The 23,998-nt window shown below is 65.5% G+C and carries 21 protein-coding genes; 15 read left to right on the forward strand and 6 right to left on the reverse strand.

Going from position 1 to position 23,998, the window contains the following annotated elements; all coding sequences use genetic code 11:
* Positions 1–47: 47 nt before the first annotated feature.
* The 4 genes from AC3ZI9_RS11595 to AC3ZI9_RS11610 form a co-directional block, all read right to left on the reverse strand.
* The gene (locus AC3ZI9_RS11595; RefSeq protein WP_443409945.1) at positions 48–1,403 is read right to left on the reverse strand and encodes an adenylate/guanylate cyclase domain-containing protein; all 1,356 of its coding nucleotides are present in this window, start codon (positions 1,401–1,403) and stop codon (positions 48–50) included.
* Positions 1,396–1,956, reverse strand: coding sequence for a PH domain-containing protein (locus AC3ZI9_RS11600; RefSeq protein ID WP_179204337.1), 561 nt, complete (start codon positions 1,954–1,956; stop codon positions 1,396–1,398). The genes AC3ZI9_RS11595 and AC3ZI9_RS11600 overlap by 8 nt, the downstream gene beginning before the upstream one ends.
* A gap of 76 nt (positions 1,957–2,032) precedes the next feature.
* Positions 2,033–2,908 (reverse strand): biotin--[acetyl-CoA-carboxylase] ligase, encoded by an 876-nt coding sequence (locus AC3ZI9_RS11605; RefSeq protein ID WP_443409944.1) that lies wholly within the window; start codon positions 2,906–2,908, stop codon positions 2,033–2,035.
* Between the two features lie 73 nt (positions 2,909–2,981).
* Positions 2,982–3,857, reverse strand: coding sequence for an SDR family oxidoreductase (locus tag AC3ZI9_RS11610; protein ID WP_489923591.1), 876 nt, complete (start codon positions 3,855–3,857; stop codon positions 2,982–2,984).
* Between the two features lie 197 nt (positions 3,858–4,054).
* Between AC3ZI9_RS11610 and AC3ZI9_RS11615 the strand changes: the two genes are divergently transcribed.
* The 10 genes from AC3ZI9_RS11615 to AC3ZI9_RS11660 all read left to right on the forward strand — a co-directional run bounded on the left by AC3ZI9_RS11615 (position 4,055) and on the right by AC3ZI9_RS11660 (position 16,649).
* Positions 4,055–5,668 carry an acyl-CoA carboxylase subunit beta gene (locus AC3ZI9_RS11615; protein ID WP_087000611.1) on the forward strand — a complete coding sequence of 538 codons (1,614 nt, stop codon included), beginning with the start codon at positions 4,055–4,057 and terminating at the stop codon, positions 5,666–5,668.
* Positions 5,665–5,913 (forward strand): acyl-CoA carboxylase subunit epsilon, encoded by a 249-nt coding sequence (locus AC3ZI9_RS11620; protein WP_087000609.1) that lies wholly within the window; start codon positions 5,665–5,667, stop codon positions 5,911–5,913. The genes AC3ZI9_RS11615 and AC3ZI9_RS11620 overlap by 4 nt, the downstream gene beginning before the upstream one ends.
* A 75-nt stretch (positions 5,914–5,988) precedes the next feature.
* Positions 5,989–7,680, forward strand: a complete 1,692-nt coding sequence (locus AC3ZI9_RS11625) for a DUF885 domain-containing protein (RefSeq protein WP_443409942.1) — start codon at positions 5,989–5,991, stop codon at positions 7,678–7,680.
* A 159-nt stretch (positions 7,681–7,839) separates the two neighbouring features.
* A complete protein-coding gene (locus AC3ZI9_RS11630) occupies positions 7,840–9,261 on the forward strand; it encodes a dicarboxylate/amino acid:cation symporter (RefSeq protein WP_441379938.1) in 1,422 nt (473 codons plus the stop codon).
* Positions 9,262–9,416: 155 nt separating this feature from the next.
* The gene (locus AC3ZI9_RS11635) at positions 9,417–10,082 is read left to right on the forward strand and encodes a TetR family transcriptional regulator (RefSeq protein WP_489923592.1); all 666 of its coding nucleotides are present in this window, start codon (positions 9,417–9,419) and stop codon (positions 10,080–10,082) included.
* 3 nt (positions 10,083–10,085) lie between these two features.
* Entirely contained in the window at positions 10,086–12,932 is a 2,847-nt protein-coding gene (locus tag AC3ZI9_RS11640) for an MMPL family transporter (RefSeq protein WP_489923593.1), read from the forward strand.
* Between the two features lie 4 nt (positions 12,933–12,936).
* On the forward strand, positions 12,937–13,650 hold the full coding sequence (locus AC3ZI9_RS11645) for a Maf family protein (protein ID WP_489923594.1): 714 nt from the start codon (positions 12,937–12,939) through the stop codon (positions 13,648–13,650).
* Positions 13,651–13,752: 102 nt separating this feature from the next.
* Positions 13,753–14,436 (forward strand): hypothetical protein, encoded by a 684-nt coding sequence (locus tag AC3ZI9_RS11650; RefSeq protein WP_489923595.1) that lies wholly within the window; start codon positions 13,753–13,755, stop codon positions 14,434–14,436.
* Complete coding sequence (locus tag AC3ZI9_RS11655; RefSeq protein WP_087000595.1) at positions 14,433–14,753, forward strand: winged helix-turn-helix domain-containing protein; 321 nt, start codon at positions 14,433–14,435, stop codon at positions 14,751–14,753. Before AC3ZI9_RS11650 ends, AC3ZI9_RS11655 begins: the two co-directional genes overlap by 4 nt.
* Before the next feature lie 129 nt (positions 14,754–14,882).
* Positions 14,883–16,649, forward strand: a complete 1,767-nt coding sequence (locus tag AC3ZI9_RS11660) for an acetyl/propionyl/methylcrotonyl-CoA carboxylase subunit alpha (RefSeq protein ID WP_087000593.1) — start codon at positions 14,883–14,885, stop codon at positions 16,647–16,649.
* Positions 16,650–16,717: 68 nt separating this feature from the next.
* On the opposite strand, the gene AC3ZI9_RS11665 is transcribed toward AC3ZI9_RS11660, so the two are convergent.
* Positions 16,718–18,106, reverse strand: a complete 1,389-nt coding sequence (locus tag AC3ZI9_RS11665) for an MFS transporter (RefSeq protein ID WP_087000591.1) — start codon at positions 18,104–18,106, stop codon at positions 16,718–16,720.
* 157 nt (positions 18,107–18,263) lie between these two features.
* Positions 18,264–19,667, reverse strand: coding sequence for an NAD(P)H-quinone dehydrogenase (locus AC3ZI9_RS11670; RefSeq protein WP_241895293.1), 1,404 nt, complete (start codon positions 19,665–19,667; stop codon positions 18,264–18,266).
* An 84-nt stretch (positions 19,668–19,751) separates the two neighbouring features.
* Here AC3ZI9_RS11670 and AC3ZI9_RS11675 point away from each other — a divergent pair, with 84 nt between their 5' ends.
* From AC3ZI9_RS11675 to AC3ZI9_RS11695, 5 genes are all read left to right on the forward strand, one after another.
* The gene (locus AC3ZI9_RS11675; protein WP_179204336.1) at positions 19,752–20,561 is read left to right on the forward strand and encodes a purine-nucleoside phosphorylase; all 810 of its coding nucleotides are present in this window, start codon (positions 19,752–19,754) and stop codon (positions 20,559–20,561) included.
* Positions 20,562–20,606: 45 nt separating this feature from the next.
* Positions 20,607–22,361 (forward strand): phospho-sugar mutase, encoded by a 1,755-nt coding sequence (locus tag AC3ZI9_RS11680; RefSeq protein ID WP_489923596.1) that lies wholly within the window; start codon positions 20,607–20,609, stop codon positions 22,359–22,361.
* A gap of 33 nt (positions 22,362–22,394) precedes the next feature.
* A complete protein-coding gene (gene deoC, locus AC3ZI9_RS11685) occupies positions 22,395–23,081 on the forward strand; it encodes a deoxyribose-phosphate aldolase (RefSeq protein ID WP_489923597.1) in 687 nt (228 codons plus the stop codon).
* 50 nt (positions 23,082–23,131) lie between these two features.
* Positions 23,132–23,392 (forward strand): hypothetical protein, encoded by a 261-nt coding sequence (locus tag AC3ZI9_RS11690; RefSeq protein ID WP_087000585.1) that lies wholly within the window; start codon positions 23,132–23,134, stop codon positions 23,390–23,392.
* A gap of 154 nt (positions 23,393–23,546) precedes the next feature.
* The gene (locus AC3ZI9_RS11695) at positions 23,547–23,936 is read left to right on the forward strand and encodes a YtxH domain-containing protein (RefSeq protein WP_489923598.1); all 390 of its coding nucleotides are present in this window, start codon (positions 23,547–23,549) and stop codon (positions 23,934–23,936) included.
* Positions 23,937–23,998: the final 62 nt, after the last annotated feature.

Raw genomic sequence — 23,998 nt, forward strand, 5'->3', positions numbered from 1 at the left:
AGAAAACCGTGACATGGGGAGAACTCCCCATCCCGTGGACCAGGAGATCAGTCCAGGACGAGCCCTGCGCCCTCCCCCATGGACAAGACCACGGGGTTGATATCCCCGAAACCACGGACCTGCGTGGTCGGTTGCGGGTCCAGGACGAAGCGGTCGTCGCCTTCCAGAGTGCCCGCGGTGACGGAATCGGTCCAGACCGTCCCGGGGTCGGCGAGCGCCGTCAGTCGTGAGGCCAGGTTCACCGTCGGCCCGTAGACATCTCCCAGTCGGGAGAGGATGCGCCCCCAGACGATGGAGACCCTGGCCTTGGGCAGGAAGTCGTCGTTGGCGAATTCGGTGGCCAGGGTCAACGAGATCTGGGCCCCGGCCTGCGGGGTTTCGGCGATGAACAGGACCTCGTCCCCGATGGTCTTGACCAGACGGCCGCCACCGATGGAGATGATCTCGGCACATTTGTTCTCGAAGCGCTGCACGGTCTGCGCCAGGGTGCGTTCGTTCATCCGGCGCGACAGCGAGGTATAGGAGACCAAGTCAGCGAACCCGACGGCACGGGCCAACGGCAACGGGGCGTCGTCTTCGCTGCCATCGCGGCCCTCTTCGCTGGAGGCCAACCCCGTTTCGGCACGGACGCCTAGACGGTGGACCGCCGCGTTCAGCTGGCGGCGCCAGGAATAGACCAGCAGCTTCTCCAAGGGATCCACCAGATCCGGGAGGCGGTCCACGAGCCGGCGTCGGGCTTCGGGATCGCTGACACCCTGGTTTTGGACCATGTCCTCGACCAGCGCCTCGATCTGCCAGACGACCATCCTGTCGGTCATCTGTCCGATCGACCGGGTGATGGAGACTGCCGCCTCCTCCGTGAGCACCGAACTACGCACATTGCCCACGATCGTGCGCAAGGCTTCGAGATCGACCTCGGTGAAGGCGACGTCGTCGTCCCCCAGGTTGGGGAAGCCCAGGGCTCGCCACAGCTTCCGGGCACTGAGCAGCGAGATCCCGGCAGCGGCTGCGGCCTCGCGACGGCGCATGGTGCGTTTGGCCCCGAGCAGCAGTTTTTCCAGATCCTGGGCGGACTCCTTGACCTTTTCGCGTTCCAGCGCTTGGGCCAACGGCAACGCCCGGGTTTCGGGTCCGGCATCGGGGCTCAGCTGCGGCAGGCCCCCGGTGGACGTCCCCAGCGAGGATGATCCCTGATCTGCCAGGTCCAGGTTGGCCGTGTCCGGGTGCCCAGGCTCGGTGGCCGGCTCCGGCGAGGCGGGCTCCTGGTCCTCCGCAGCTTGCTCGGCCCGCTGCCAGGGGGCCAACGGCAGAATGGGGAGGGCCGCGGTCCTGGGTAGGGGCTCCCGGCCCGGTGTTGCGGCGCTTTCCGCCCGCTCATCACCGGCATCCTGCCCATCATCCATGTCCGATCCCATCCACGCGTTCCTCTGTACCAATTCCTACACCATCGAACCCCATCGTTCTGGGTAAACGCTCAATGGCCGTCACCACCAGCTCCCGGACCCGGTCGATCCGCGGCAGATGCGGGATACGGACCGGCCCGTTGGCCGTCTCCAGCACCAGGGCCCCCGAGCCGCTCGCCCGTTCAAACAATTTCTGGCTGGTCTTCAGGGTCCTGACGAAGGCCAGCGGCAATTCCCACTGGTTCTTGGCCCCGACACCCCGGCGCACGACGATGCGTTCGTTCGTCAAAAAGACCAGGGTTCGTCTCCATCGAATCACCGGGATGATGCTCCAGGCCAGCAGAAGCACTCCGGCAACGATGGGGATGACCACCTGCAATAAGGGCACGGTCTCCACCACGGCATCCGGCAGGTCGTTGCGGGTCAGGGTCCCCAGGGCGAAGGCGCTCAGGGCCGCCAGCACGACGAAGACGACGGCGGGACGGTTCAGGACACGACGATGCGCACGGGTCTTGAAGATCACCCACTCGTTCTCGGCCAGTCGCAGCCTCATCTGCTTTTCCTTCCATCGCCTGGGCGTCGCGCCCCAGGTCATATCCAATTCTAGGCGGGAGACCCGATGGCCTGGATCAGGCGTAACGTCCGTCGGTGCGGCGCAGGTGCACGACGTCTCCGGCACGGATGGACGTCGCCGTCCCGTCGGCAGTCCTGACGTTCAGCGCCCCGTCCGGCTCCAATCCGACGGCGGTGCCTTCCAGGGTGGAACCCGAAGGGAGTTCGGCCCGGATCGGTGCCCCGAGGGTGGCCATGGACCGGGCGACCCGTTCGAGCAGTGTGGCGTCGCCGTCGATCGCGTCCCCCGCCCGGCCGCCGGCCCGCAGGAAGCCGTGATAGAGCCGGGAGACCCGGCGCAGGTAGTCGCCCAGCAGGGCCGTCGTGTCCACCGTTCGGGCACCTTCAAGGAGCAGTGAGGTGGCGGTGGGCACGGGGAGTTCTTCCCGGCCCAGGGTGACGTTGACCCCCGAGCCGACGACGACGGCGGAGCCTCCGGGGGCGGGAACCAGGTGGGCCAGGACTCCGGCGATCTTGCTTCCGGAGACGATCACATCATTGGGCCATTTGAGCTCGGCGGGGACACCGGCGCATTCCCGCAGGGTCTCGGCCAAGGCCGTGGCGCAGAGCATGGACATCCAGGCGTAGGTTTCCGCGGTGGCGGGCCGGCCTCCGGGTGTCGGGCGGAACAGGAGGCTCACCGCCAGGGAACTGCGCTCGGGTGCCTGCCAGCTGCGGTCCATCCTCCCTTTTCCTGCCGATTGGAAGTCGGTGGCCAGCGCGCTGATTTGTGGCCACTCCTCGGGGGCTGTGGTGAAGGCAGCGGCCAGGTCGGTATTGGTCGAACCCGTGGATTCCACGACGTCCAGCCGGGCGATGGTCCCGGGCCCGACCAGATCACGACGCAGGGCCTCGGCATCCAAGGGGGCACGCAGGGCTGCTGATTCGTTCATGGTTTCCAGCCTAGTCCGAAGCCCTCGTGGCGGGCCGACCGTGTCGGTGCGGCCCGCCGGGGCGGCCAGGGGATCAGAGGAACATATCGGGAACCAACTGGTCCTCCGGCGCCCCCATGCTGTAGCCGGTGAAGTCGGTGACTCCCTCACCGCGCAGAACCTCTTCGTCGATGAAGAAGTTCCCGCTGCATTCGCTGGCGGGCCGGGCCAGGATGACCGCTGCGGCGTCGGAGACGATGGCTTCCTTGCGGGCCCCGTGGATCAGCTGCTCCCCACCGGGCATGTTCCGAATGGCTGCGGTGTTGATGAGCGTGGCCGGCCACAGCGAGTTCACGGCGATCCCGTCACCGCGCAGCTCCTCGGCCAGACCGAGCGTGGTCATGCTCATCCCGTATTTGGCCATGGTGTAGGCGAGGTTGGCGCCGGCCCATTTCGGGTCCAGGTTCAGCGGTGGGGACAAGGTGAGGATATGCGGGTTCTCCGAGCGGCGCAGGGCGTCCAGGCTCAACTTGGAGAGCAGGAACGTGCCGCGAACGTTGATGTCATGCATCAGGTCATAACGTTTCATCGAGACCGCATCGGTGGTGGACAGGTCGATCGCCGAGGCGTTGTTCACGACCATGTCGATGCCACCGAATTCGGCGACGGTCGCCTCGACCGCGGACTGCACGTCGTCGTCGTTGCGCACGTCGCCGACGATCGGCAGGGCGCCAACGCCGTGGGCTCGGATCTGTTCGGCTGCCGTGTAGACGGTGCCTTCAAGGGTCGGCTGGGCCGTGGCGGTCTTGGCCATCAAGGCGATATTCGCTCCGCCGGCTGCCAGCTCCAAGGCGATGGCGAGTCCGATGCCGCGGCTTCCACCGCTCATCAGGACCGTACGTCCTGCAAAGGGGCGGGCTCCGTCGGCGGCGTCGGCTACGGGGTTCTGGGGTACTGGTGACTCGGTCATGACCCCAGCCTACGGGAAATCCCTCCCAAAGGTTACCGGTCAGTAACAAGAAGTTTCTGCCCCGAACCAGCTGAGCGCCACGCGGCGACTTTGTAGGGTTCCTACAGCCGACACGACGCCGCACGTCACTAGACTGAGCTTGAGGGCACACTGATTGTGCCATTCCTACTACTTTCAAACAGACGGGAGTCTCCCGCATGAGCGAGACCGGCCTCCAGGCACCGGACGAGCAGATCGACCTGTCCACTACCGCGGGCAAGATCGCCGAATTCCGGCGCCGGCAGTCGCAGTCGCTGACCCCCTCCGGACCGGAAGCGGTGGAGAAGCAGCACGCCCGCGGCAAGAACACCGCCCGCGAGCGCATTGAGCAGCTCATGGACGAGGACTCCTTCGTTGAATTTGATGCCTTGGCAGTGCACCGCTCCACGGCCTTCGGCATGGATGCCAAACATCCCCTCGGCGACGGCGTCGTCTCCGGGCACGGCACGGTCGATGGCCGCCTCGTGGCCGTCTACTCCCAGGACTTCACCGTTTTCGGCGGCTCACTGAGCAAGGTCAACGGCGAGAAGATCGTCAAGGTCCAGGAATTCGCCCTGCGCAATGGCTGCCCGGTCGTGGGCATCAACGACGGCGGTGGGGCACGGATCCAGGAGGGTGTCGCCTCGCTGGCGATGTTCGCCGACATCTTCCGCAACAACGTCCACGCCTCGGGCGTCGTCCCCCAGATCTCCCTGATCCTTGGCCCCTGCGCCGGTGGTGCCGCCTACTCCCCCGCGCTGACCGACTTCGTGGTGATGGTGGATAAGACCAGCCACATGTTCATCACCGGCCCCGACGTCATCAAGACGGTCACCGGCGAGGAAGTCGACATGGAGACCCTCGGCGGTGCCCGCCAGCATAACGCCAACACCGGCACCGCCAGCTACCTGGCCACCGACGAATCCGATGCCATCGATTTCGTCAAGGAACTGTTGGACTACCTGCCCAGCAACAACCTCACCGAGGCGCCGCCCACGGAATTCGAGGAGGAACTGAGCGTCACCGAGGATGACCTGGACCTCGATCTGCTCATCCCGGATTCCGCCAACCAGCCCTATGACATGCGTACCGTCATCGAACACATCGTCGACGACGGCGCCTTCCTGGAAATGCAATCGCTCTACGCGCCGAATGTGATGATCGGCTATGCCCGCGTCGAGGGCCGCAGCATCGGCATCGTTGCGAACCAGCCGATGCAGTTTGCCGGCACGCTGGACATCGCCGCCTCGGAAAAGGCAGCACGCTTCGTGCGCCATTGCGACGCCTTCGGCCTGCCGATCCTGACCCTGGTGGACGTGCCCGGCTTCCTGCCCGGCAAGGACCAGGAGTTCCAGGGGATCATTCGCCGCGGCGCCAAACTCCTCTTCGCCTACGCCGAGGCCACCGTCCCGAAGCTGACGGTCATCACCCGCAAGGCCTATGGCGGCGCGTACATCGTCATGGGGTCCAAGAAACTCGGTGCAGACCTGAATCTGGCCTGGCCGACCGCGCAGATCGGTGTCATGGGTGCCCAGGGTGCCGTCAACATCCTGTACCGGCGCGACTTGGCAGCGGTTTCGGCCGCGGGCGGGGACGTCGAAGCACGCCGGACCGAGATCATCGACGACTATGAAACCGAGCTGCTCAACCCCTACCAGGCGGCAGAGCTCGGGTACATCGACGCCGTCATTGCCCCCTCGGACACCCGGACCCAGATCGTTCGCGGGCTGCGGGCCCTGCGCGATAAGCACGCCTCACTGCCAGCCAAAAAGCATGGGAACATCCCGCTGTGACCGGATCAGCACACAATGAGAACGACGCCGCTGCTGCCGCGCCGCTCTTCGCCGTGGTCCGAGGAAACCCGGACGACGTGGAGGTGGCCGCGCTGACAGCGGTCCTGGCCTGCCTTCCGGGCACCAGCCAGGAGCCCAACGGCGCCGATGCGGCGACCTCCCGACGCGAGGTGATGCGCAACCAAGCCTGGCAGCGCCGTCATTTGGCGGGCCAGCCGGGCCCCTGGCGGAGCGGTCGCTCCTAGCGGGCCACTGCTCCCTCCGCGGAGGTCGCTGCCTGATCTTCAGCACCTGCTTCACTTGCGGTTAGGCTGTGCACTATGACCAACGCCACATCCGCAGCCACCCGTGCCCCCAGCGCCATCGATGCCGTCGCCGACCAGTTTTTCGACCGCCTCATCGCCCTCGCCCCCGATTTCGCCACCTCACTGGGCATCCCCGGCCACGAAACCGGATATTCCGACTACTCCCCCGCCGGCCAGCAGGCCTATGTCGAGGCCGTCCGCACCACGCTCCAAGCCCTCGAAGGCCTGGAGCCGGTCGACGACGTTGATGCCATCACCCTGGACGCCATGCGCGAACGACTCGGCCTGGACCTTGAACTTGACGCCACCGGGATCACCCAGCTGAACAACATCGCCAGTCCGGCCCAGGACGTCCGGGCGATCTTCGATCTGATGCCCACCGACACCACCGAGCAGTGGCAGCACATCAGCGGTCGGCTCGCCAATGTTTCAGGAGCCATCGACGGCTATATCGCCTCGCTGCGCAAAAGCCGCGACGAGGGCCATGTGGCGGCCCAGCGCCAGGTCCGCATTGTCATGGAACAGACCCGCGACTACGCCAAGGCCGGCGGTTTCTTCACCTCCCTCGCCGCCGAGGCACCCACCGCTGCCGGGGAACCGGCGGCAGCGCTAGGGGATGAACTCTCCACCCATGCCGCCGAGGCGGCCGCAGCCTATGCCCGCCTGGCCGACTTCCTGGAAACCGAACTTCTGCCCTCAGCCCCGACCAAGGATGCCGTGGGCCGGGAGTATTATGCCTTGTGCTCACGGCAGTTCATCGGTGCCGAGATCGACCTGGACGAAACCTACGACTGGGGCGTCGCCGAACTGGACCGACTCATCACCGAACAGGAGATGGTGGCCGGGCAGATCAAGGCGGGCGCCTCCATCGTCGAAGCCAAGGAGATCCTCAACGCCGACCCACAGCGCCAGCTCAAGGGCACCGAGGCGCTGAGGACCTGGATGCAGGAAAAGGCCGACGCGGCAGTGGCCGCCATGGAAGGGGTCCACTTCGAGATCCCCGAAACCATGCGCCGCCTCGAATGCATGATTGCCCCCACCCAGGAAGGGGGCATCTACTACACCGGCCCCTCCGACGATTTCAGTCGTCCGGGCCGCATGTGGTGGTCCGTTCCCGCAGGTGAGGACGACTTCACCACCTGGTCCGAGACGACCACGGTCTACCACGAGGGCGTTCCTGGCCACCACCTGCAGGTCGGCACCGCCACCTACCGCAAGGACACCCTGAACAACTGGCGCCGTAACGCCTGCTGGGTCTCCGGCCATGGTGAGGGCTGGGCCCTCTATGCCGAACGGCTGATGCTGGACCTGGGCTACCTGGCCGATCCGGGCGACCATATGGGCATGTTGGATATGCAGCGGATGCGTGCGGCCCGCGTGGTGTTCGACATCGGCGTCCACCTGGAACTGGACATGCCAGAACGCTGGGGCTCCGGCCCGTGGACCCCCGAGAAGGGGTACGACTTCCTGTCCAAGCATCTGGACATCTCCGAGGGCCAGCGCCAATTCGAGTTCACCCGCTACCTCGGCTGGCCCGGTCAGGCCCCCTCCTACAAGGTGGGCCAGCGCCTCTGGGAGCAGATCCGCGATGCCCGTCGCGAGACCGAAGGCGATGACTTCGACCTCAAGGCCTTCCACAGCCAGGCACTGAACATGGGGTCGGTCGGTTTGGACACCCTGCGCCGGGCCCTGCTGCCTGCTGGCTGAGGCAGGAGGCAAGGCCCACATCGGAATCGGGAATGAACCCGCCGATCCCTTGCAGGACAAGGGATCGGCGGCGCCACCCGCGGGACAGCAATACAGCACCGCGTCATAAAGTGAAATATTAACTCTTCGGGGTGTACCTTCCGGCCCTACGGTCGTTTCGTGAGCACATCAACCAAACCCCACCGCATATTGCCCCGCTGGGTGACCGCCTTCGGCCCCCAGATCGTCGCGGGCCTGGTCCTCGGCGTCGTCCTCGGACTGGTCGCCAAATACACCGGTAGCACCGCCGAGTCCCCCAACGCCCTGGGCGCCACCTTGGACACGATCGGATCCAGCTACGTCTCGCTGCTGCGCGCGGCGGTCATCCCGCTGGTGTTCTTCGCCGTGGTCGCCTCCATCGCCAACCTCTCCCAGGTCACCAACGCCGCCCGCCTGGCCTGGCGGACCATCCTCTGGTTCGGCATCACCGCGCTGATCGCCGTGCTGATCGGCATGGGACTAGGCACCTTCATCCGTCCCGGTGCCAACACCGGCCAAGGAGCCCCGGAGGATTACGTCGGCAAAACCGGCGACTGGTGGGCCTTCCTCACCGGATTGATCCCGGAGAACTTCCTGGGTCTGGAAACCAGCAGCAAGGTCGCCGAATCCGGTGACGTCTCCACGAGCCTGTCCTTCAACGTCCTCCAGGTCCTGGTCATCGCCGTGGCCGTCGGCATCGCGGCCCTGAAAATCGGTTCCGCGGCCAAGCCCTTCCTGGATCTGAGCGCCTCGCTGCTGTCGATCATCCAGAAGATCCTGTGGTGGATCATCCGGCTGGCGCCGCTGGGCACCGTCGGACTGATCGGCAACGCGACAGCCTCCTACGGCTGGGACACCATGGGTGCGCTGGGCAAGTTCGTCATTGCCATCTATCTGGGTCTGGCTCTGGTGCTGTTCGTGGTCTACCCGATCCTGGTCAAGGCCCACGGCCTGGGCGTGCGTTCCTACTATTCGGGGGTCTGGCCCGCGGTCCAGCTCGGCTTCGTCTCCCGTTCATCGATCGGCACGCTGCCACTGACCCAACGCGTGACCGAACGCAACCTCGGGGTCCCACGCGGCTACGCCTCGTTCGCCGTCCCGTTGGGCGCGACGACCAAGATGGACGGCTGCGCCGCGATCTACCCGGCCGTCTCGGCGATCTTCGTGGCCCAGTTCTTCGGCATCGATCTGGACGTCACCCAATACATCCTCATCGCCATCGTCTCGGTGCTGGGCTCCGCCGCCACCGCCGGGACCACCGGCGCCGTGGTGATGCTGACACTGACCCTCTCCACGCTGGGCCTGCCGTTGGCCGGTGTCGGCCTGCTGCTGGCCGTGGACCCGATTCTGGACATGGGCCGCACCGCGGTCAACGTCGCCGGACAGGCGCTGATCCCGGTGATCGTGGCCAAACGAGAAGGCATCCTGGACCACGACCTCTACAACGCTCCGCGCAACGGCACCCCCTTCGCCGATGAGTTCGAGTCCGCCCGCGCAGCCGAGGCCTCCGAGAAGGAAGAAACCCAGAACCCGGTACCGGTTCAGGCATCTTCCGTCTGCTGATCTTCAGCACGCTCACCACCGAGGGGTCCCGCACTGCCGATGCGCAGCGCGGGGCCCCTCTTCGCTTCCTCCGCTTCTTCAGCTTCTTCCGCGTTCTTCCGGCACCCTCACCACCAACTTGCACAGCGTGCAAACTTGCACGTAGTGTAACGAAGGTGACTCCGCTTCCCGAATCCTCCACCAGTGGCCCCTCGCGCCGCGAAATCAACAAAACAGCCACCCGCGCCGCCATCGTCGACGCGGCCATGACGCTGCTGCGCGCCGAGGGCTTCGAAGCGGTGACCGCCGATCGGGTCGCAGATGCCGCAGGCGTCTCGCGGCGCACCTTCTTCAACTACTTCCCCTCCCTCGAAGTAGCCCTGAACGGCCCCACTGAGGCCTTCGTGGAACATGTCATCCAGCTCTTCGAGGCGCAGCCGCGCGAACTGCCGATCATGTCGGCCGCCGTGAACGCCCTGAACGGCATGGCCGATCGCAGTCTTCTGGCCCCAGTCGCCGAACTCGTCACCGTGTCCCACAGCAGCCCGCAACTGGACCGCCTGGAACTGGAATCCTGGAACGACTGCGCCGAACGCCTGGTGGCGATGATCGTGACCCGGGTTCCGTCCACCGACCCGCTGACCGCCTCGGTCTTCGCCAACTCGATCATCGGTGCCGGCCGCGCCGCCGTCGACTTCTGGATCGAACAGGCCGGCGGCGATCTCTCCGAGGCCTCCATCACCATCTTGCAGCAGCATCTGACCACAGCGCTGAGCCAACTACGCGATGGCTTCCCCACCCTGAACGTCCCGGCCACCCCGGCCCAGATCCGAGAGGCCTAAACCATGGCCACCTTCCTCTACAAACTCGGCCGCATGGCCTACCGCCGTCGCTGGGCCGTCCTCTCGGCCTGGATCGTGGGCCTGCTGGCCATCGGCCTGTCCGCCGGCGCCTTCATGGGCACCCTGACCAACAGCTTCTCCATCCCCGGCACCGAGACCCAGCGCGCGCTGGATACCCTCAAGAAGGAGATGCCCGAATTCTCGGGCGGCAGCGGTTCGATCGTCTACCAGACCTCCGACGGTAAGAAGTTCACCACGGACCAGAAGAAGGCCATTGGTACGTCACTGGACGAGCTCGAAGCCCTCCCGGATGTCCGGGAGGCCTCCAACCCCTTCACCACACAGAAGCAGCTGGACGACGCCCAACAAAAACTCGACGACTCCCAGCAGAAGCTCGACGACGGCGAAAAGCAACTCACCGACGGACGGCAGCAACTGGCGGACGGCAAGGACCAGATCGCCGACGCCAAGAAGGACATCGCCGACGGACGGCAGAAGCTCAAACCCGAACAAGCCAAGATCGACGACGGACGCGCCGAGCTCAAGGACGCGCAGACCAAACTTGACGGTGCGGCACAAGCCGGGGCCATCCCCCCGCGGCAGCTTGCCGCCCAGCGCGCCAAGCTGGAGGCCACCGAAAAGCAGCTCGATCAGGGTCAGGCCAAGCTCGATGCCTCGGCCCAGCAACTCGATGCCGCCGAACAGCAAATCACGGCGAAGGAATCCGAGGTCTCCGCGAGCGAGAAAAAACTCGAAAAGTCAGCGCAGAAGCTTGAGCAAGGCAAGAAGGATCTGGCCCTGGGCAAACGCCAGGCCAAATCCACCGATGGCATGCGCTTCGTCTCCCAGGACGGGACAACCGTTGCCGTCAATGTCTCCTTCACCGGCTCTGCCGATGCCCTGACCTCTGAAACCCGCGATGAGATCAAGGATATTGCCGGCGAAGCGACGTCCACCGGATTGAAGGTGGACTACTCCACGGAAATCGTCCAGGACATCTCCTCCATCTTCGGTTCGGCCGAGATCATCGGGCTGGTGATTGCCGCCGTCGTCCTGTTGGTGATGCTCGGAACGTTCGTCGCCGCCGGCCTGCCACTGCTGATGGCAGTCCTCGGCGTCGGAGCCGGTGTCGGCGGAACCCTTGCCCTGTCCAGTGTGATCGAGATGGCTTCGATCACTCCCGCACTGGCCCTGATGCTCGGGCTGGCCGTAGGCATCGACTATTCGCTGTTCATCGTGCACCGACATCGTCGACAGCTGTTGGACGGCATGGACCTGGAGGAATCGATCGGGCGGGCGACCGGCACCAGCGGCAACGCCGTGGTCTTCGCCGGCCTGACGGTGATCATCGCCCTCTCGGCGCTGGCTGTTCCCGCCCTGCCGTTCCTGTCGGTGCTGGGACTTTCGGCCGCCTTCACCGTGGCCATGGCCGTGCTCATCGCCATCACACTCACCCCGGCACTGCTGGGCTTCATCGGCCGCCGGCTCATCAGCAAGCGCGCCTGGCGCAAGGCTGCCGCCACGGCTGCCGTGCCGGCGGCGGGCCCCGCCGACGACAGCGTCGATTCCGCAGCCCACCCCAATGCCGCGGGCAATCGCGGATGGGGTGCCTTCGTGACCAGGAAGCCGATCCTCATGGGTTTGATCGGCATCCTGTTGCTGGGCATCATGGCGATCCCCGCAATGCAACTACGCACGGCCCTGCCCGACGGCAGCGCGGAACCCGTCGATTCCAGCGCCCACCAGGCGTACGAACTGCTCAGCGATAAATTTGGTGCCGGCTATAACGGGCCCATCATCGCCTTGGCTGATCTGCCGGCCGGGTTGGACGCAGATGAAGCTGAAGCCAAGAACCTGGACATCGCCGACGAACTGCGCGGCATCAACGGAGTCGTCGCCGCAGTTCCCGTGGGCATCAACGATGACAACACGCTGGCAGTGCTGCAGATCGTCCCCGAGGAAGGCCCTGCCGACCCGGCGACCGAGCAAGTGGTCACCGACATCCGCAACGCTTCGTCGGGGATCGAAGCCGAGACCGGAGCACATCTGGCCCTGACCGGCCAGGTCACCGCGCAGATTGACGTCTCCGAGCGTCTGGCCGAGGTATTGCCGCTCTACTTGGGCATCGTCGTCGGGCTCTCCCTGGTGCTCCTGCTGCTGGTCTTCCGTTCGGTGATCGTGCCGATCCTGGCCACTGGAGGTTTCCTGCTGTCCCTGATGGCCTCCTTCGGTGCCACGGTCGCGGTTTATCAATGGGGTTGGCTCTCAGGGATCTTCGGGGTGGCGACCCCGGGGCCGATCATGAGTTTCCTGCCGATCTTGCTGATCGGCATCCTCTTCGGCCTGGCCATGGACTACCAGGTGTTCCTGGTTTCGGGCATGCGGGAGTCCTTTGCCCACGGCGAGGACCCCAGGGCAGCCGTCCGCTCGGGGTTCGCTCATTCGGCCCCCGTGGTCACCGCCGCGGCACTGATCATGACCAGCGTCTTCGCCGGCTTCATCTTCGCCGAGCTGACGATGATCCGGGCGATCGGCTTTGCCTTGGCGATTGGCGTGCTGCTGGACGCCTTCGTGGTCAGGATGACGATCACCCCGGCGATCATGCACCTGCTGGGGCGCCGCGCGTGGTACATCCCGAAATGGCTGGATAAGGTCCTTCCCGATGTGGACGTCGAAGGCGCGAAGATCGCCGCACTGGACACGGCCGGCCCCGCGGGGGGCCCGGCCGGTGGATCAGACCCAGAGTCCGGCGGCCCCCGCGGTGGAGGTGGAGACGACGGCAGCGACGACACCGGCGGACCGGGCCATCCCGCCCACCGTGCCGACACCCCGGTGGACGCATTACGGTAGGGGCATGAGCATGGACCCTTCCTCCCCCCGTACCGCCAACGCCGATCCCGCAGTCCCCGGGGCCGAGGAGGAACCGCCACTGCTGGTGCTGGCCTCCCGCTCCCCGGGACGGGCCAGGATCCTGACGGACGCGGGCATCGACTTCGAGGCCATCGTCTCCGACGTCGATGAGGACGCTGCCGTGGCCGAGGCCGTCGAGCGTCTGGGAGGTTCACTGGATGCCCCGTCGATGGCGTTGCTGCTCGCCCGGACCAAGGCGGAGTCGGTGGCAGCCCTCGACGCGGCTGACGGCGCCGTCGTTCTGGGCTGCGACTCGGTTTTTGAACTCGACGGGGTCTCCTACGGCAAACCCCCTACCGCCGAGGTGGCCCTCGAGCGCTGGAAGGCGATGCGGGCGAAGACCGGGGTGCTCCACACCGGCCATTGGCTCGTGGACAACCGCAGCACCGAAGAGGACGACGGCGGTACGGGGGCCACGCTGGGCACCGTGGCCTCGGCCTCGGTCAGCTTCGATGAGGTCACCGATGAGGAGATCGAGGCCTATGTGGCCACCGGGGAACCGCTGCCCTGCGCAGGAGCCTTCACCATCGACGGCCGCGGCGCAGCCTTCATCACCGGCATCGACGGCGACCCGCACACCGTGGTCGGCCTATCAGTGAACACGCTGCGTCACCTGCTGGTCTCCGCGGAGCTGTCGATCACCGATCTGTGGGGCTGAATAATTTCTAAAAAGTACTTGCAATAATGGAAAGTACTTTCTAAACTGAGTGCATCAGGTGGTCGGGCTCTCCGGCCCGGCCGCCCCGTCCCAGGAGTCGAGATGCACACAGCAGAGAAGAAGACAGTCAACGGCCAGCGCTACGCATGGATCGGCTTTGCCCTGGGCATCGCCTGCATGGTCGGCCTATTCATCTTCGGCCTGACCACGGGCAAACCCCAGCTCCCGGTCATGGCCGGATCCATCGGCGCCCTGCTGGGCGCCGTCTGGGCTTCCACCTCCGCCGCTGCCACTGCCGCCGCACGCCGCGAGTCCCTGGAACCGGCGACGCCGGAACCCATGCCGGAAACCACCCCCGCCCATCCCACCGCCGAAGCCGCCCGCGGCTTACTGGACGAGGCGAGCCGGTTGGAGTCCGCCTCCCGCGCCGGAGCCAGCTGGCCGCATATCACCATGCTGCTGGGGCTGGGAGCCATCAGTTCCCTGACCATGATCTCCTTCTGGTTCGTTGGACTATTCGACGAGTCCGCCGTGGCCCTGCCGCTCATCGCCCTCTTGATCTGGCTCGGGATCCTGCTGGCTTTCATGATGGTCTTCGGGCGTTCTACCAAACGCGGTTTCGCCCGGCGTTGGGTGACGTTCATGGCGATCTGGGGTGGCCTCTGGGCGCTCGGCGTCATCCTGACGACCACGGTGTTTTCCGGCGAACTCTGGTTCACCCTCGTCATCGCCACGGCACTGACGCTGAACTCGGTCATCGGTGCCTGGTGGGAGGCGGGGAAATGACCACGGCACAGGAGAACCAGGATGAGCACCCTCGGCTCAAACTCTCCGACCAACTCGCCCACCCCGTGCGCTTCTCCCTGGTCGCCGCCATCGCCGGCACCGACGAATCGGAGTTCGCCGTCGTACGGGATCATCTGCAGGTCAGCGATTCGGTCCTAAGCCGCCAGGCCTCCCAACTCGAAACGGCAGGGATCGTGAAGGTCCGTAAGGGCTTCGTCGGCAAACGTCCGCGGACCTGGTTTTCGCTCACCTCCGAGGGGCGGGAGACCTGGGAACGGCACCTCGCAGCCCTGCGGGACATCGCCGACGGCGGATAGGGAACCACTGTTTTGTAGGATGACTACAAAATTAGGTGGAGACTCTCCGGAGCATGGCGTGGGATTACGTGGATAACCCACAAGCGCAGGTAGGCTCCAAACAGCAAAGTTTAAGGAGTTCCACCCGCCATGCCCCAGCTGACCAAGGTCCTCATCGCCAACCGTGGCGAGATCGCCGTCCGAGTCATCCGCGCGGCCCGCGACGAAGGCATCGCCTCCGTCGCCGTCTACGCCGAACCCGACCGCGAGGCTCTGCACGTCCGGCTCGCCGACGAGGCCTTCGCGCTCGGCGGCCAGAGTGCCGCCGATTCGTATCTGGTGATGGATAAGGTCCTGGAGGCCGCCCGGGCCTCCGGCGCCGACGCCGTGCATCCCGGTTACGGCTTCCTGTCGGAGAACGCCGAATTTGCCCAGCGGGTCATTGACGCAGGGCTGATCTGGATCGGCCCCTCCCCCGAAGCCATCGCCCAGCTCGGCGATAAGGTACAGGCCCGCCATATCGCCACCAAGGTCGGCGCTCCCCTGGTCCCCGGAACCAAAGAGCCGGTCAAGTCGACGCAGGAAGTCCTGGAATTCGCCGACCAGCACGGCCTGCCGTTGGCCATCAAGGCCGCCTACGGTGGTGGCGGCCGGGGCATCAAGGTGGTTCGCCACCGGGATGAAATCGCTGAGGCCTATGAGTCTGCTGTCCGTGAGGCCACCGCCGCCTTCGGCCGTGGTGAATGTTTCATCGAGCGATTCCTCGATGCTCCCCGGCATGTCGAAACCCAGTGCCTGGCCGACTCCCACGGCAACGTCGTGATCGTCTCCACCCGCGACTGCTCGCTGCAGCGCCGGAACCAGAAGCTCGTCGAAGAGGCTCCAGCCCCCTTCTTGAGCGAGGAACAGACCCGGAGCCTCTACGAATCCTCCAAGGCCATCCTGCGCGAAGCGAACTACGTGGGGGCCGGTACCTGCGAGTTCCTGATCGGCACTGACGGGGTCATCTCCTTCCTGGAGGTCAACACCCGCCTCCAGGTGGAGCACACCGTCTCCGAAGAAGTCTCCGGCATCGATCTGGTGCGCGAACAGTTCAGAATGGCCCGCGGGGAAGAGCTCGGATATTCAGACCCCCAGCTCCGGGGCCACTCCTTCGAGTTCCGCATCAACGGCGAGGATGCCGGACGCGGGTTCATGCCCGCCCCCGGGACCATCTCCACGCTCCACCTGCCCACCGGGCCCGGTGTCCGCGTCGATTCGGGGGTGGAACAAGGCGAAACCGTTTCGGGGAATTTCGACTCGATGATCGCCAAGCTCATCGTCACCGGCGCTACCCGCAACGAAGCCGCCGGCAGGGCCCGTCGTGCCCTGGATGAAATGGTCGTCGAGGGCATGCCCACGGTGATCCCCTTCCACCGCGCCGTCATGGCAGATCCGGCTTTTGTGCCCACCACCGGCGCCTTCACCGTCCACACCCGCTGGATCGAGACGGAGTACGAGAACACCATCGAACCGTGGAGCCCTTCCGGGGCTGCCACCGAGAACCCGGATGAGCGCCAGAAGGTCACCGTGGAAGTCGGGGGCAAACGCCTCGAGGTCATCCTGCCGGCCGGTCTGGGCGGCTCCTCAGGGAGCGCGAAGAGCAATGGCAAGTCCAAACGTAAACGCACCAACCGGAGCGGTTCGGGCAGCACGACCACCGGTGACAGCCTGACCTCACCCATGCAGGGAACCATCGTGAAGGTTGCCGTCGCCGATGGCGACATCGTGGCCGAAGGTGACCTTGTCGTCGTGCTGGAGGCCATGAAGATGGAACAGCCACTGACAGCCCACCGCGCAGGAACCATCAAGGGGCTGACCGCCACCGCGGGAGAGACCGTATCCGCCGGGGCGGTTCTGGCCAGCATCCTGGACTAAACCTCCGGATCATGACTGAAGGCCTGCCACCCGTGAGGGTGGCAGGCCTTCAGTGGTTCGGGAAGGAATTAGGCGACGTTGTTCTCGAAGTCCTGGTCCTTGGTCTCGCCGGTCATCAGCAAGGCCACCATCGTCAGTGCCGCAGCTGCCGCAAGGTAGACGCCCACCCAGACCGTATTGCCTCCTCCTGCTTGCCACAGTGCGATGGCCACGAAGGACGCGGGGGCCGCTCCGATCACCGAGGACAGGTTATAGGCCACGGCCGAGCCCGTATAGCGCACATTCGCGGGGAAAAGTTCCGGCAAGTAGGCCGCCATCGGCCCGAAGGTCAGCCCCATCAGCGATAGCCCGATGATCAGTCCGACCATGGCGGCCCCGGTACCGGGGCCGAAGAACAGTGTCCAGGAGGCACCGAACACGAGGATCAGCAGCGAAACACCCAGCAGGAACCGGCGCCGCCCGAACTTCTCGGCCAGCGGTCCTGAAATGAGGATGAAGATCCCGAAGAACACCATGCCGATGATCAGCATCCACAGGAATTCGGTCCGCGGAACGCCCAGGCCCGGCACGAAGGCTGCCTCGGCTGCGGCATCAAAGACCTTGCCCTTGGCTTCGGCCGCGGCGCGGGCCTGATCGACGGTGGCCGCCGAGGTGCCGTAGGTCAGCGTGAAGGACGTCATCAGGTAGAACAGCACGTAGGTGGCGAACATGATGATGGTGCCGGCCAGAACCGGGCGCCAATGGAATTTGAAGGTCTGCTTGACCGGGGAATTCATGACCTTTTTCTGGGTCACGACGTTCTGGAACGATACCGATTCCACCAGCTTCAACCGCACATAGATCCCGACGCCGACGAGGACCGCTGAGAGGATGAAGGGCACCCGCCACCCCCAGGCCTGGAACTGCTCAGGGGAGAGCCCCAGTTGCAGCCCGACGAAGACCAGGTTGGCGATGATGAAACCGATCGGGGCACCCAACTGCGGGAAGGTGCCGTAGATGGCGCGTTTATTCGGCGGGGCGTTCTCGGTGGCCAGCAACGCAGCACCCGACCATTCGCCTCCCAAGGCCAGTCCCTGCGCGAAACGCAGCAGGACCAGCAGCAAGGGCGCCAACACCACGAAGCCACCACTGGCCTCGGGCAGGAAGCCGATCAGGAACGTCGCGATGCCCATGGTCATCAGCGAGGCCACCAAGGTCCCCTTGCGTCCCACCTTGTCTCCGAAATGGCCGAAGAGCACCGAACCGAGAGGACGGGCGAGGAAGGCGACCCCGAAGATCGCGAACGAGCTCAGGATGGCGTTGATGTTCGTGGCATTGGGGAAGAACAGCGCCGGGAACACCAGGACGGAAGCCGTCGCATAGGCATAGAAGTCGTAGAACTCGACCGTCGTCCCGATCATGCTCGAGAAAATCACGCGACCTCGCGTGTTCGCTTCTGGAGAGGCGGTGCTGGGCATACTGGACACTATCGTGACCCCTTTGGTGCGAGATGATCAATATTCTTGGGTAATCCTAGAACTTTTGACCAGAAGCTTGCCGAAGTGTCCACATAGTGGACACTTCGATCTCTCGCCTGCCCAGCCGCCCTGTTCCCACGGTGGCTGCAGAAGGGGCCTAGAGGTGTTTATGCAACCGGCGTGCCGCTTCGGAGACCGAACCGGACAGCGAGGGGTAGACCGTGAAGGTCTGGGCCATATCGTCCACATGCAACCGGTTCTGTACGGCCAGTGCGATCGGGTAGATCAGTTCGGAAGCACGCGGGGCGACCACCACGCCGCCGATCACCGTGCCGGAACCCCGGCGGGCGATGATCTTCACGAAACCTTCCTTGACGTTCATCATCTTCGCCCGGGCGTTGGTGGCCAGATCCAGCTTGATGATGTCGCCCTGGTATTTGTCCTCGTTCACTTGGGCTTCGGTCACGCCGACGGTGGCGATCTCGGGGCTGGTGAAGATATTGGCGGAAACCTCGTGGGTCTTCAATGGCCGAACCCCGTCACCCATCAGGTGGGCAATGGCGATACGTCCCTGCATGGCCGCCACGGAGGCCAAGGCGAAGACGCCGGTGCAGTCCCCTGCCGCATAGACGTTGGGGGCAGTGGTGCGTGAGACCCCATCGACCTGGATGTGGCCGGAGTCGTTCATTTCGATGCCGGCCTCCTCCAGACCGATACCCGCGGTATTCGGAATGCCGCCGACAGCCACCAAGCAGTGGCTGCCTTCCAGGACCCGCCCGTCGTTGAGCGTGACCTTCACGCCATCGGCGGTCCGGTCCACGGCCTGGGCGCGAGATTTGGCCGCCACTTCCAAGCCGTTGGCCTCAAACGCTTCCTCGAGGACCGCCGCGGCATCCGCGTCCTCGCCGGGCAGTACTCGTTCACGCGATGACACGAGGGTCACGCGACTTCCCAGCAGGCTGTAGGCCGAGGCGAATTCGGCACCGGTCACACCGGATCCGACGACGATCAGGTGTTCGGGTAGTTCCTTGAGGTTGTAGACCTGGGTCCAGTTGAAGATGCGTTCGCCGTCGGGTTTGGCGGTTGGCAATTCGCGGGGGTGGGCACCCAGGGCCAGCAGGATGGCGTCGGCTTCCAGGGTCTCTTCACCCCCGTCGTTGCGGGCAACGGCGATGGTGCGGTTGTCCAGCAGTCGCCCTTCCCCGAGGACGACCCGGACTCCGGCGCGTTCGAGGCCGATGCGGATGTCCCTGGACTGGCTATGGGCCAGTTCCATGAGTCGGGCGTTCACCACGGGCAGGTCGGCACTGGCGTCCGCCTTGCCCTCGACGGTGACGCCGAAGGAGCCGGCACCGCTGACGCGGCGCATGGCATCGGCGGTGGCGATCAGCGTCTTGGAGGGAACCACATCGGTCAAGACCGCCGAACCGCCCATGCCTGCCCGTTCGACGATCGTCACCTCGGCGCCGAGTTGGGCAGCCACGATGGCCGCCTCATAGCCGCCCGGTCCGCCGCCGAGGATGATTAGCCGCTGGGATGTTTTGCTTTGTTCTACGCTCACGCCAGCCCATTCTCCACTACCGGCGAGCAACTTGCACACCAGCCCCTGTACCGGCAGCGCGGTATCCACCGGTAGATTGGTGGGGTGAACGATTTCAACGATGCCCCCTTCCGATTGGCCGACGAAGCAGCTGCCGCCATTGCCGAACAGACCGGCGTGCCAGCCCATGACATTGCCCTGGTGCTGGGCTCTGGTTGGGGGGAGGCCGCCGAACTGATCGGGGAAACCACCCACACCCTGGATGCGGCGACCCTTCCGGGTTTTCATGCCCCCGCCGTCGTCGGGCATACGGGAACGATTCGTTCCATCCTGACGCCCGCCGGGAAGCGGGTCCTGGTACTGGGGGCACGCACCCACTATTACGAAGGTCAGGGCGTCCGCTCGGTCGTCCATGGGGTCCGCACGGCAGCTGCCGCCGGCTGCGCCACGCTCGTGTTGACCAACGGTTGTGGCGGCCTCAACGAGGCCTGGACCCCGGGGACACCGGTGCTGATCAGCGACCACATTAATCTCACCGCTGCTTCACCGCTCGAAGGTGCCACCTTCGTTGACCTGACCGATCTGTATTCCCCGCGTCTGCGCGCGATCGCCCGCGAGGTCGACCCGAGCCTGGACGAGGGCGTCTACGCCCAGTTCACCGGCCCGCACTACGAAACCCCCGCCGAAGTGCAGTACGCCAAGCGGATCGGAGCGGACCTGGTGGGAATGTCCACCGCTTTGGAGGCCATCGCCGCCCGCCATGCCGGTCTGGAGGTCTTCGGTATCTCGCTGGTGACCAACCTCGCCGCCGGGATCAGCCCGGTCCCCTTGAGCCATGCCGAAGTCATCGAGGCGGGCCAAGCCGCAGGACCGCGGATCTCCGCGTTGTTGGCCGATATCGTCGGACGTATCTGAGTCCTCCGGCCGCCCAGCAGCATCTGACCGAACCTGAGGAGCACCGTGAACCCCGCATCCGCACCGTCCGACGGCCTTCTGGCCCGCGCCGCCGCGTGGGCTGCCGCAGACCCTGACCCGGCTACCGCCGCCGAGCTCACCGGACTGGTGAGCGCGGCGGGGAACGACGCCGATTCCCGCGAAGAACTCGCTGATAGGTTTTCCGGACCCTTGGCTTTCGGGACGGCAGGCCTGCGAGCGGCCCTGGGGGCCGGCCCGAACCGGATGAATCGCGTCGTCGTGCGGCATACGGCTGCCGGTGTCGCACGGTATCTGCTCGATATCGCTGCCGGAGCGTACACCCCCCGGGCCGTGGTGGGTTTCGACGCCCGCTACAACTCGGATGTCTTTGCCGAGGAAACGGCAGCGATCTTCACTGCCGCCGGCATCGAAACGTTCCTGATGCCTGCCCTGCTGCCCACCCCGGTCCTCGCTTGGGCCGTTCTGGCGTTGGGGTGCGAAGCAGGGGTCATGGTGACCGCCAGTCACAACCCTCCCCAGGACAACGGCTATAAGGTCTACCTCGGCGGCCGGGCCGTCACCGACGCGGGCCAGGGCGCCCAGATTGTCGCCCCCATGGACGTCGATATCGCCGAGCGGATTGCCGCCAGCGGCCCGCTAGCGGGCATCGAACTCGCAGAGGCCGGGTGGACCGTCCTGCCCGCAGCCGGCGAACCTGGAGATATCCAGGCCCGCTATCTTGAGGCGATCACTTCCCTGGTCCCAGCCGATGAGGCCGAACGGGCGAGCCGTTCGGCCCTGCGCATCGTCCTGACCCCGATGCACGGTGTCGGGGGCGACACGATGGCGCGGGCCTTCACCGCTACCGCTTTCACCGATATCCGGCTCGTTGCCGAACAGGCAGAGCCCGATCCGGACTTTCCTACGGTCGCCTTCCCCAACCCGGAGGAACCCGGGGCCATCGACCTGGCTGTGGCCCTCGCCCGGAACGCGGACGCCGATCTGGTCATCGCCAACGACCCGGATGCCGACCGTTGCGCCGCGGCCGTGAATGATCCGGCCACCGGATGGCGGATGCTCACCGGCGACGAGGTCGGCGCCCTGCTCGGCACCCATGTTGCTCGTCGGCTCTCCCGGGCGGAGGCCCCGTCGGGGCCTCCGCCGGTTTTTGCGAATTCGATTGTGTCTTCCCGATTGCTCTCACGGATCGCTGCCGGTGCCGGTATCGCCCACGGGGCCACCTTGACCGGCTTCAAATGGATTTCCAGGGTTCCAGGTTTGTCCTTCGGCTATGAGGAGGCCCTGGGCTACTGCGTCGCCCCGGAACTGGTCCGCGATAAGGACGGGATGTCGGCAGCCCTGCTGCTGGCCGAATTCGCGGCCCACCTCAAGGCCTCCTCACGCAGCCTGCTCGACGAGCTCGACGAGTTGGCCCTGGACCACGGGGTACATGCAACGGATCAACTCTCGGTCCGGGTTTCCTCGCTTGAGGAACTCGACCAGCTCATGGCACGCCTGCGGACCCGGTCCCCCGCCTCCTTGGCCGGTTCCCCGGTGATAACCGTCACCGATCTGGCGGCGGGGACCGACGGGCTACCGCCCACCGATGCCATGCTGTACATCACCGAGGATGACAGCCGGGTCATCGTCCGCCCCAGTGGCACCGAGCCCAAACTCAAGTGCTACCTCGAGGTCATCGAGCCGGTCGCCTCACCCAAGGATCTGCCCGCCGCCCGCGAGCGGGCCCGGCAACGATTGGCCGCGGTGCGCACCGACACCGGCACCACCCTCGGCCTCTAACCCCCACCACCTGAAAACCACCGAGAGGTAGACATGACCCAGCCCACCGGCGCCACCATTGCCGCCTATATCGACCACACGCTGCTCAAGCCGGACGCCTCGCGCGAGGCAGTGCTGAAGATCGCTGCAGAAGCCGCGGAATACGGGTTCAAATCGGTGTGTGTGAACCCGCTCTGGGTGGCCACCGTCGCCCGGGCGCTCAAGGATTCGAACGTCCTGACCTGCTCGGTCATCGGTTTCCCTTTCGGGGCAACCACCACCGCCGTGAAGTCCTTCGAGGCCGCGGGGGCGATCGCCGATGGGGCCAGTGAAATCGATATGGTCATCGACATTGCCGCGGCGCGCCGCGGTGATCGGGACGCCCTGGTCGCCGATATCGGCGGTGTCGCCGGCACGGTGCACGACGGCGGTGCGATCCTGAAGGTGATCATTGAAACCTCCCTGCTCGATGCCGAGGCCAAGGTTCTGGCCTGTGAGGCAGCAGTCGAAGCGGGAGCCGATTTCGTGAAGACCTCCACCGGTTTCGCCGGCGGCGGGGCCACCGTGGAAGACATCACCTTGATGCGCCGCACGGTCGGGGAAGGCCTGGGGGTGAAAGCCTCGGGAGGGGTCCGTTCCCTCGCCGATGCCCAAGCAATGATCGACGCCGGAGCCACCCGGCTTGGAGCCAGCTCAGGAGTTGCTATTGTAGAGGGTGAGCAGGGAACCGCCGGCTACTAGCGCGAGCGCGCACCACCGCCAGCCGGCGCTGGACAACAAGGAGAATCACCGTGTACTCAGATGGCAAGAGCAAGGCCTATTCGGGCCAGGGCAACTTCGCAGGCAACTTCCTGGCTTTCGCCGTGTTCTTCATCCTCTTCTTGGGCGCCTTGTACTCCTTGACCTTCTGGACGTTGGAAAATGCCTGGTTGCCTGGCCTGGCCTGCTTCCTTCTGGCCTTCCTGGCGTTCGGGATCCCCCAGCACCTCTTGGGCCGCGCCGATTCGCACCAGGCTGATCGTGTCGTTGCCGCCGAGGTCGTCAAGAAGTAAAGCAACACCCCCACGCAGAGAAGGTGCCCACCGGTTTTCCGGTGGGCACCTTCGTCATCTGAGGGGCTGCGGGCACTGCACAGCAGCTGCGAACACGTTAGTGTGGGAAACGGGTTCCATACCGGATCCCACGCTTGAGCTAAGGAGGATTGCAATGCGCATCTTTACGTTTCTGGCCGGAGCAGCGGTGGGATACCTGGTCGGCGCCCGCGCTGGCCGCGAGAGGTATGACCAGATCCGCGATAAGGCACAGGACCTGTGGAATGACCCCCGTACGCAGGAGAAGATCAACGACGTCGGCTCCACGATCAAGGAAAAGGCGCCCGATGTAGGTTCGGCAGCCGCTTCCGCGGCGGGCACCGTCGCCGACAAGGTCAAGGAAACCGCGACCAATGCTTCGCACCGCGCCAAGTCATCCGACTCCGATACCCCGCCTCATGCCAGCGACCACGTTTCCGATCCGTCGCTGGGCTCGGCAGGGGGCACCAGCGATTGGGCCGATGAGGGTGGCGCCACGCCATCGGGTCCCAGCGTCGTCAAATAGCAGCACGATCAAACCATCGGGGCCTGGCCTCGGTGTCCGGCTCGGCCCGGTCGAACCAGCAC

It is taken from the genome of Arthrobacter sp. AOP36-F1-5, from assembly GCF_058137995.1.

Coding starts and splice junctions, on each gene's coding strand:
- AC3ZI9_RS11595 (WP_443409945.1), bottom strand. CDS start 1,403: ATGGATGATGGGCAGGATGCCGGTGATGAGCGGGCGGAAAGCGCCGCA.
- AC3ZI9_RS11600 (WP_179204337.1), bottom strand. CDS start 1,956: ATGAGGCTGCGACTGGCCGAGAACGAGTGGGTGATCTTCAAGACCCGT.
- AC3ZI9_RS11605 (WP_443409944.1), bottom strand. CDS start 2,908: ATGAACGAATCAGCAGCCCTGCGTGCCCCCTTGGATGCCGAGGCCCTG.
- AC3ZI9_RS11610 (WP_489923591.1), bottom strand. CDS start 3,857: ATGACCGAGTCACCAGTACCCCAGAACCCCGTAGCCGACGCCGCCGAC.
- AC3ZI9_RS11615 (WP_087000611.1), top strand. CDS start 4,055: ATGAGCGAGACCGGCCTCCAGGCACCGGACGAGCAGATCGACCTGTCC.
- AC3ZI9_RS11625 (WP_443409942.1), top strand. CDS start 5,989: ATGACCAACGCCACATCCGCAGCCACCCGTGCCCCCAGCGCCATCGAT.
- AC3ZI9_RS11640 (WP_489923593.1), top strand. CDS start 10,086: ATGGCCACCTTCCTCTACAAACTCGGCCGCATGGCCTACCGCCGTCGC.
- AC3ZI9_RS11645 (WP_489923594.1), top strand. CDS start 12,937: ATGAGCATGGACCCTTCCTCCCCCCGTACCGCCAACGCCGATCCCGCA.
- AC3ZI9_RS11650 (WP_489923595.1), top strand. CDS start 13,753: ATGCACACAGCAGAGAAGAAGACAGTCAACGGCCAGCGCTACGCATGG.
- AC3ZI9_RS11655 (WP_087000595.1), top strand. CDS start 14,433: ATGACCACGGCACAGGAGAACCAGGATGAGCACCCTCGGCTCAAACTC.
- AC3ZI9_RS11660 (WP_087000593.1), top strand. CDS start 14,883: ATGCCCCAGCTGACCAAGGTCCTCATCGCCAACCGTGGCGAGATCGCC.
- AC3ZI9_RS11665 (WP_087000591.1), bottom strand. CDS start 18,106: ATGCCCAGCACCGCCTCTCCAGAAGCGAACACGCGAGGTCGCGTGATT.
- deoC (WP_489923597.1), top strand. CDS start 22,395: ATGACCCAGCCCACCGGCGCCACCATTGCCGCCTATATCGACCACACG.
- AC3ZI9_RS11695 (WP_489923598.1), top strand. CDS start 23,547: ATGCGCATCTTTACGTTTCTGGCCGGAGCAGCGGTGGGATACCTGGTC.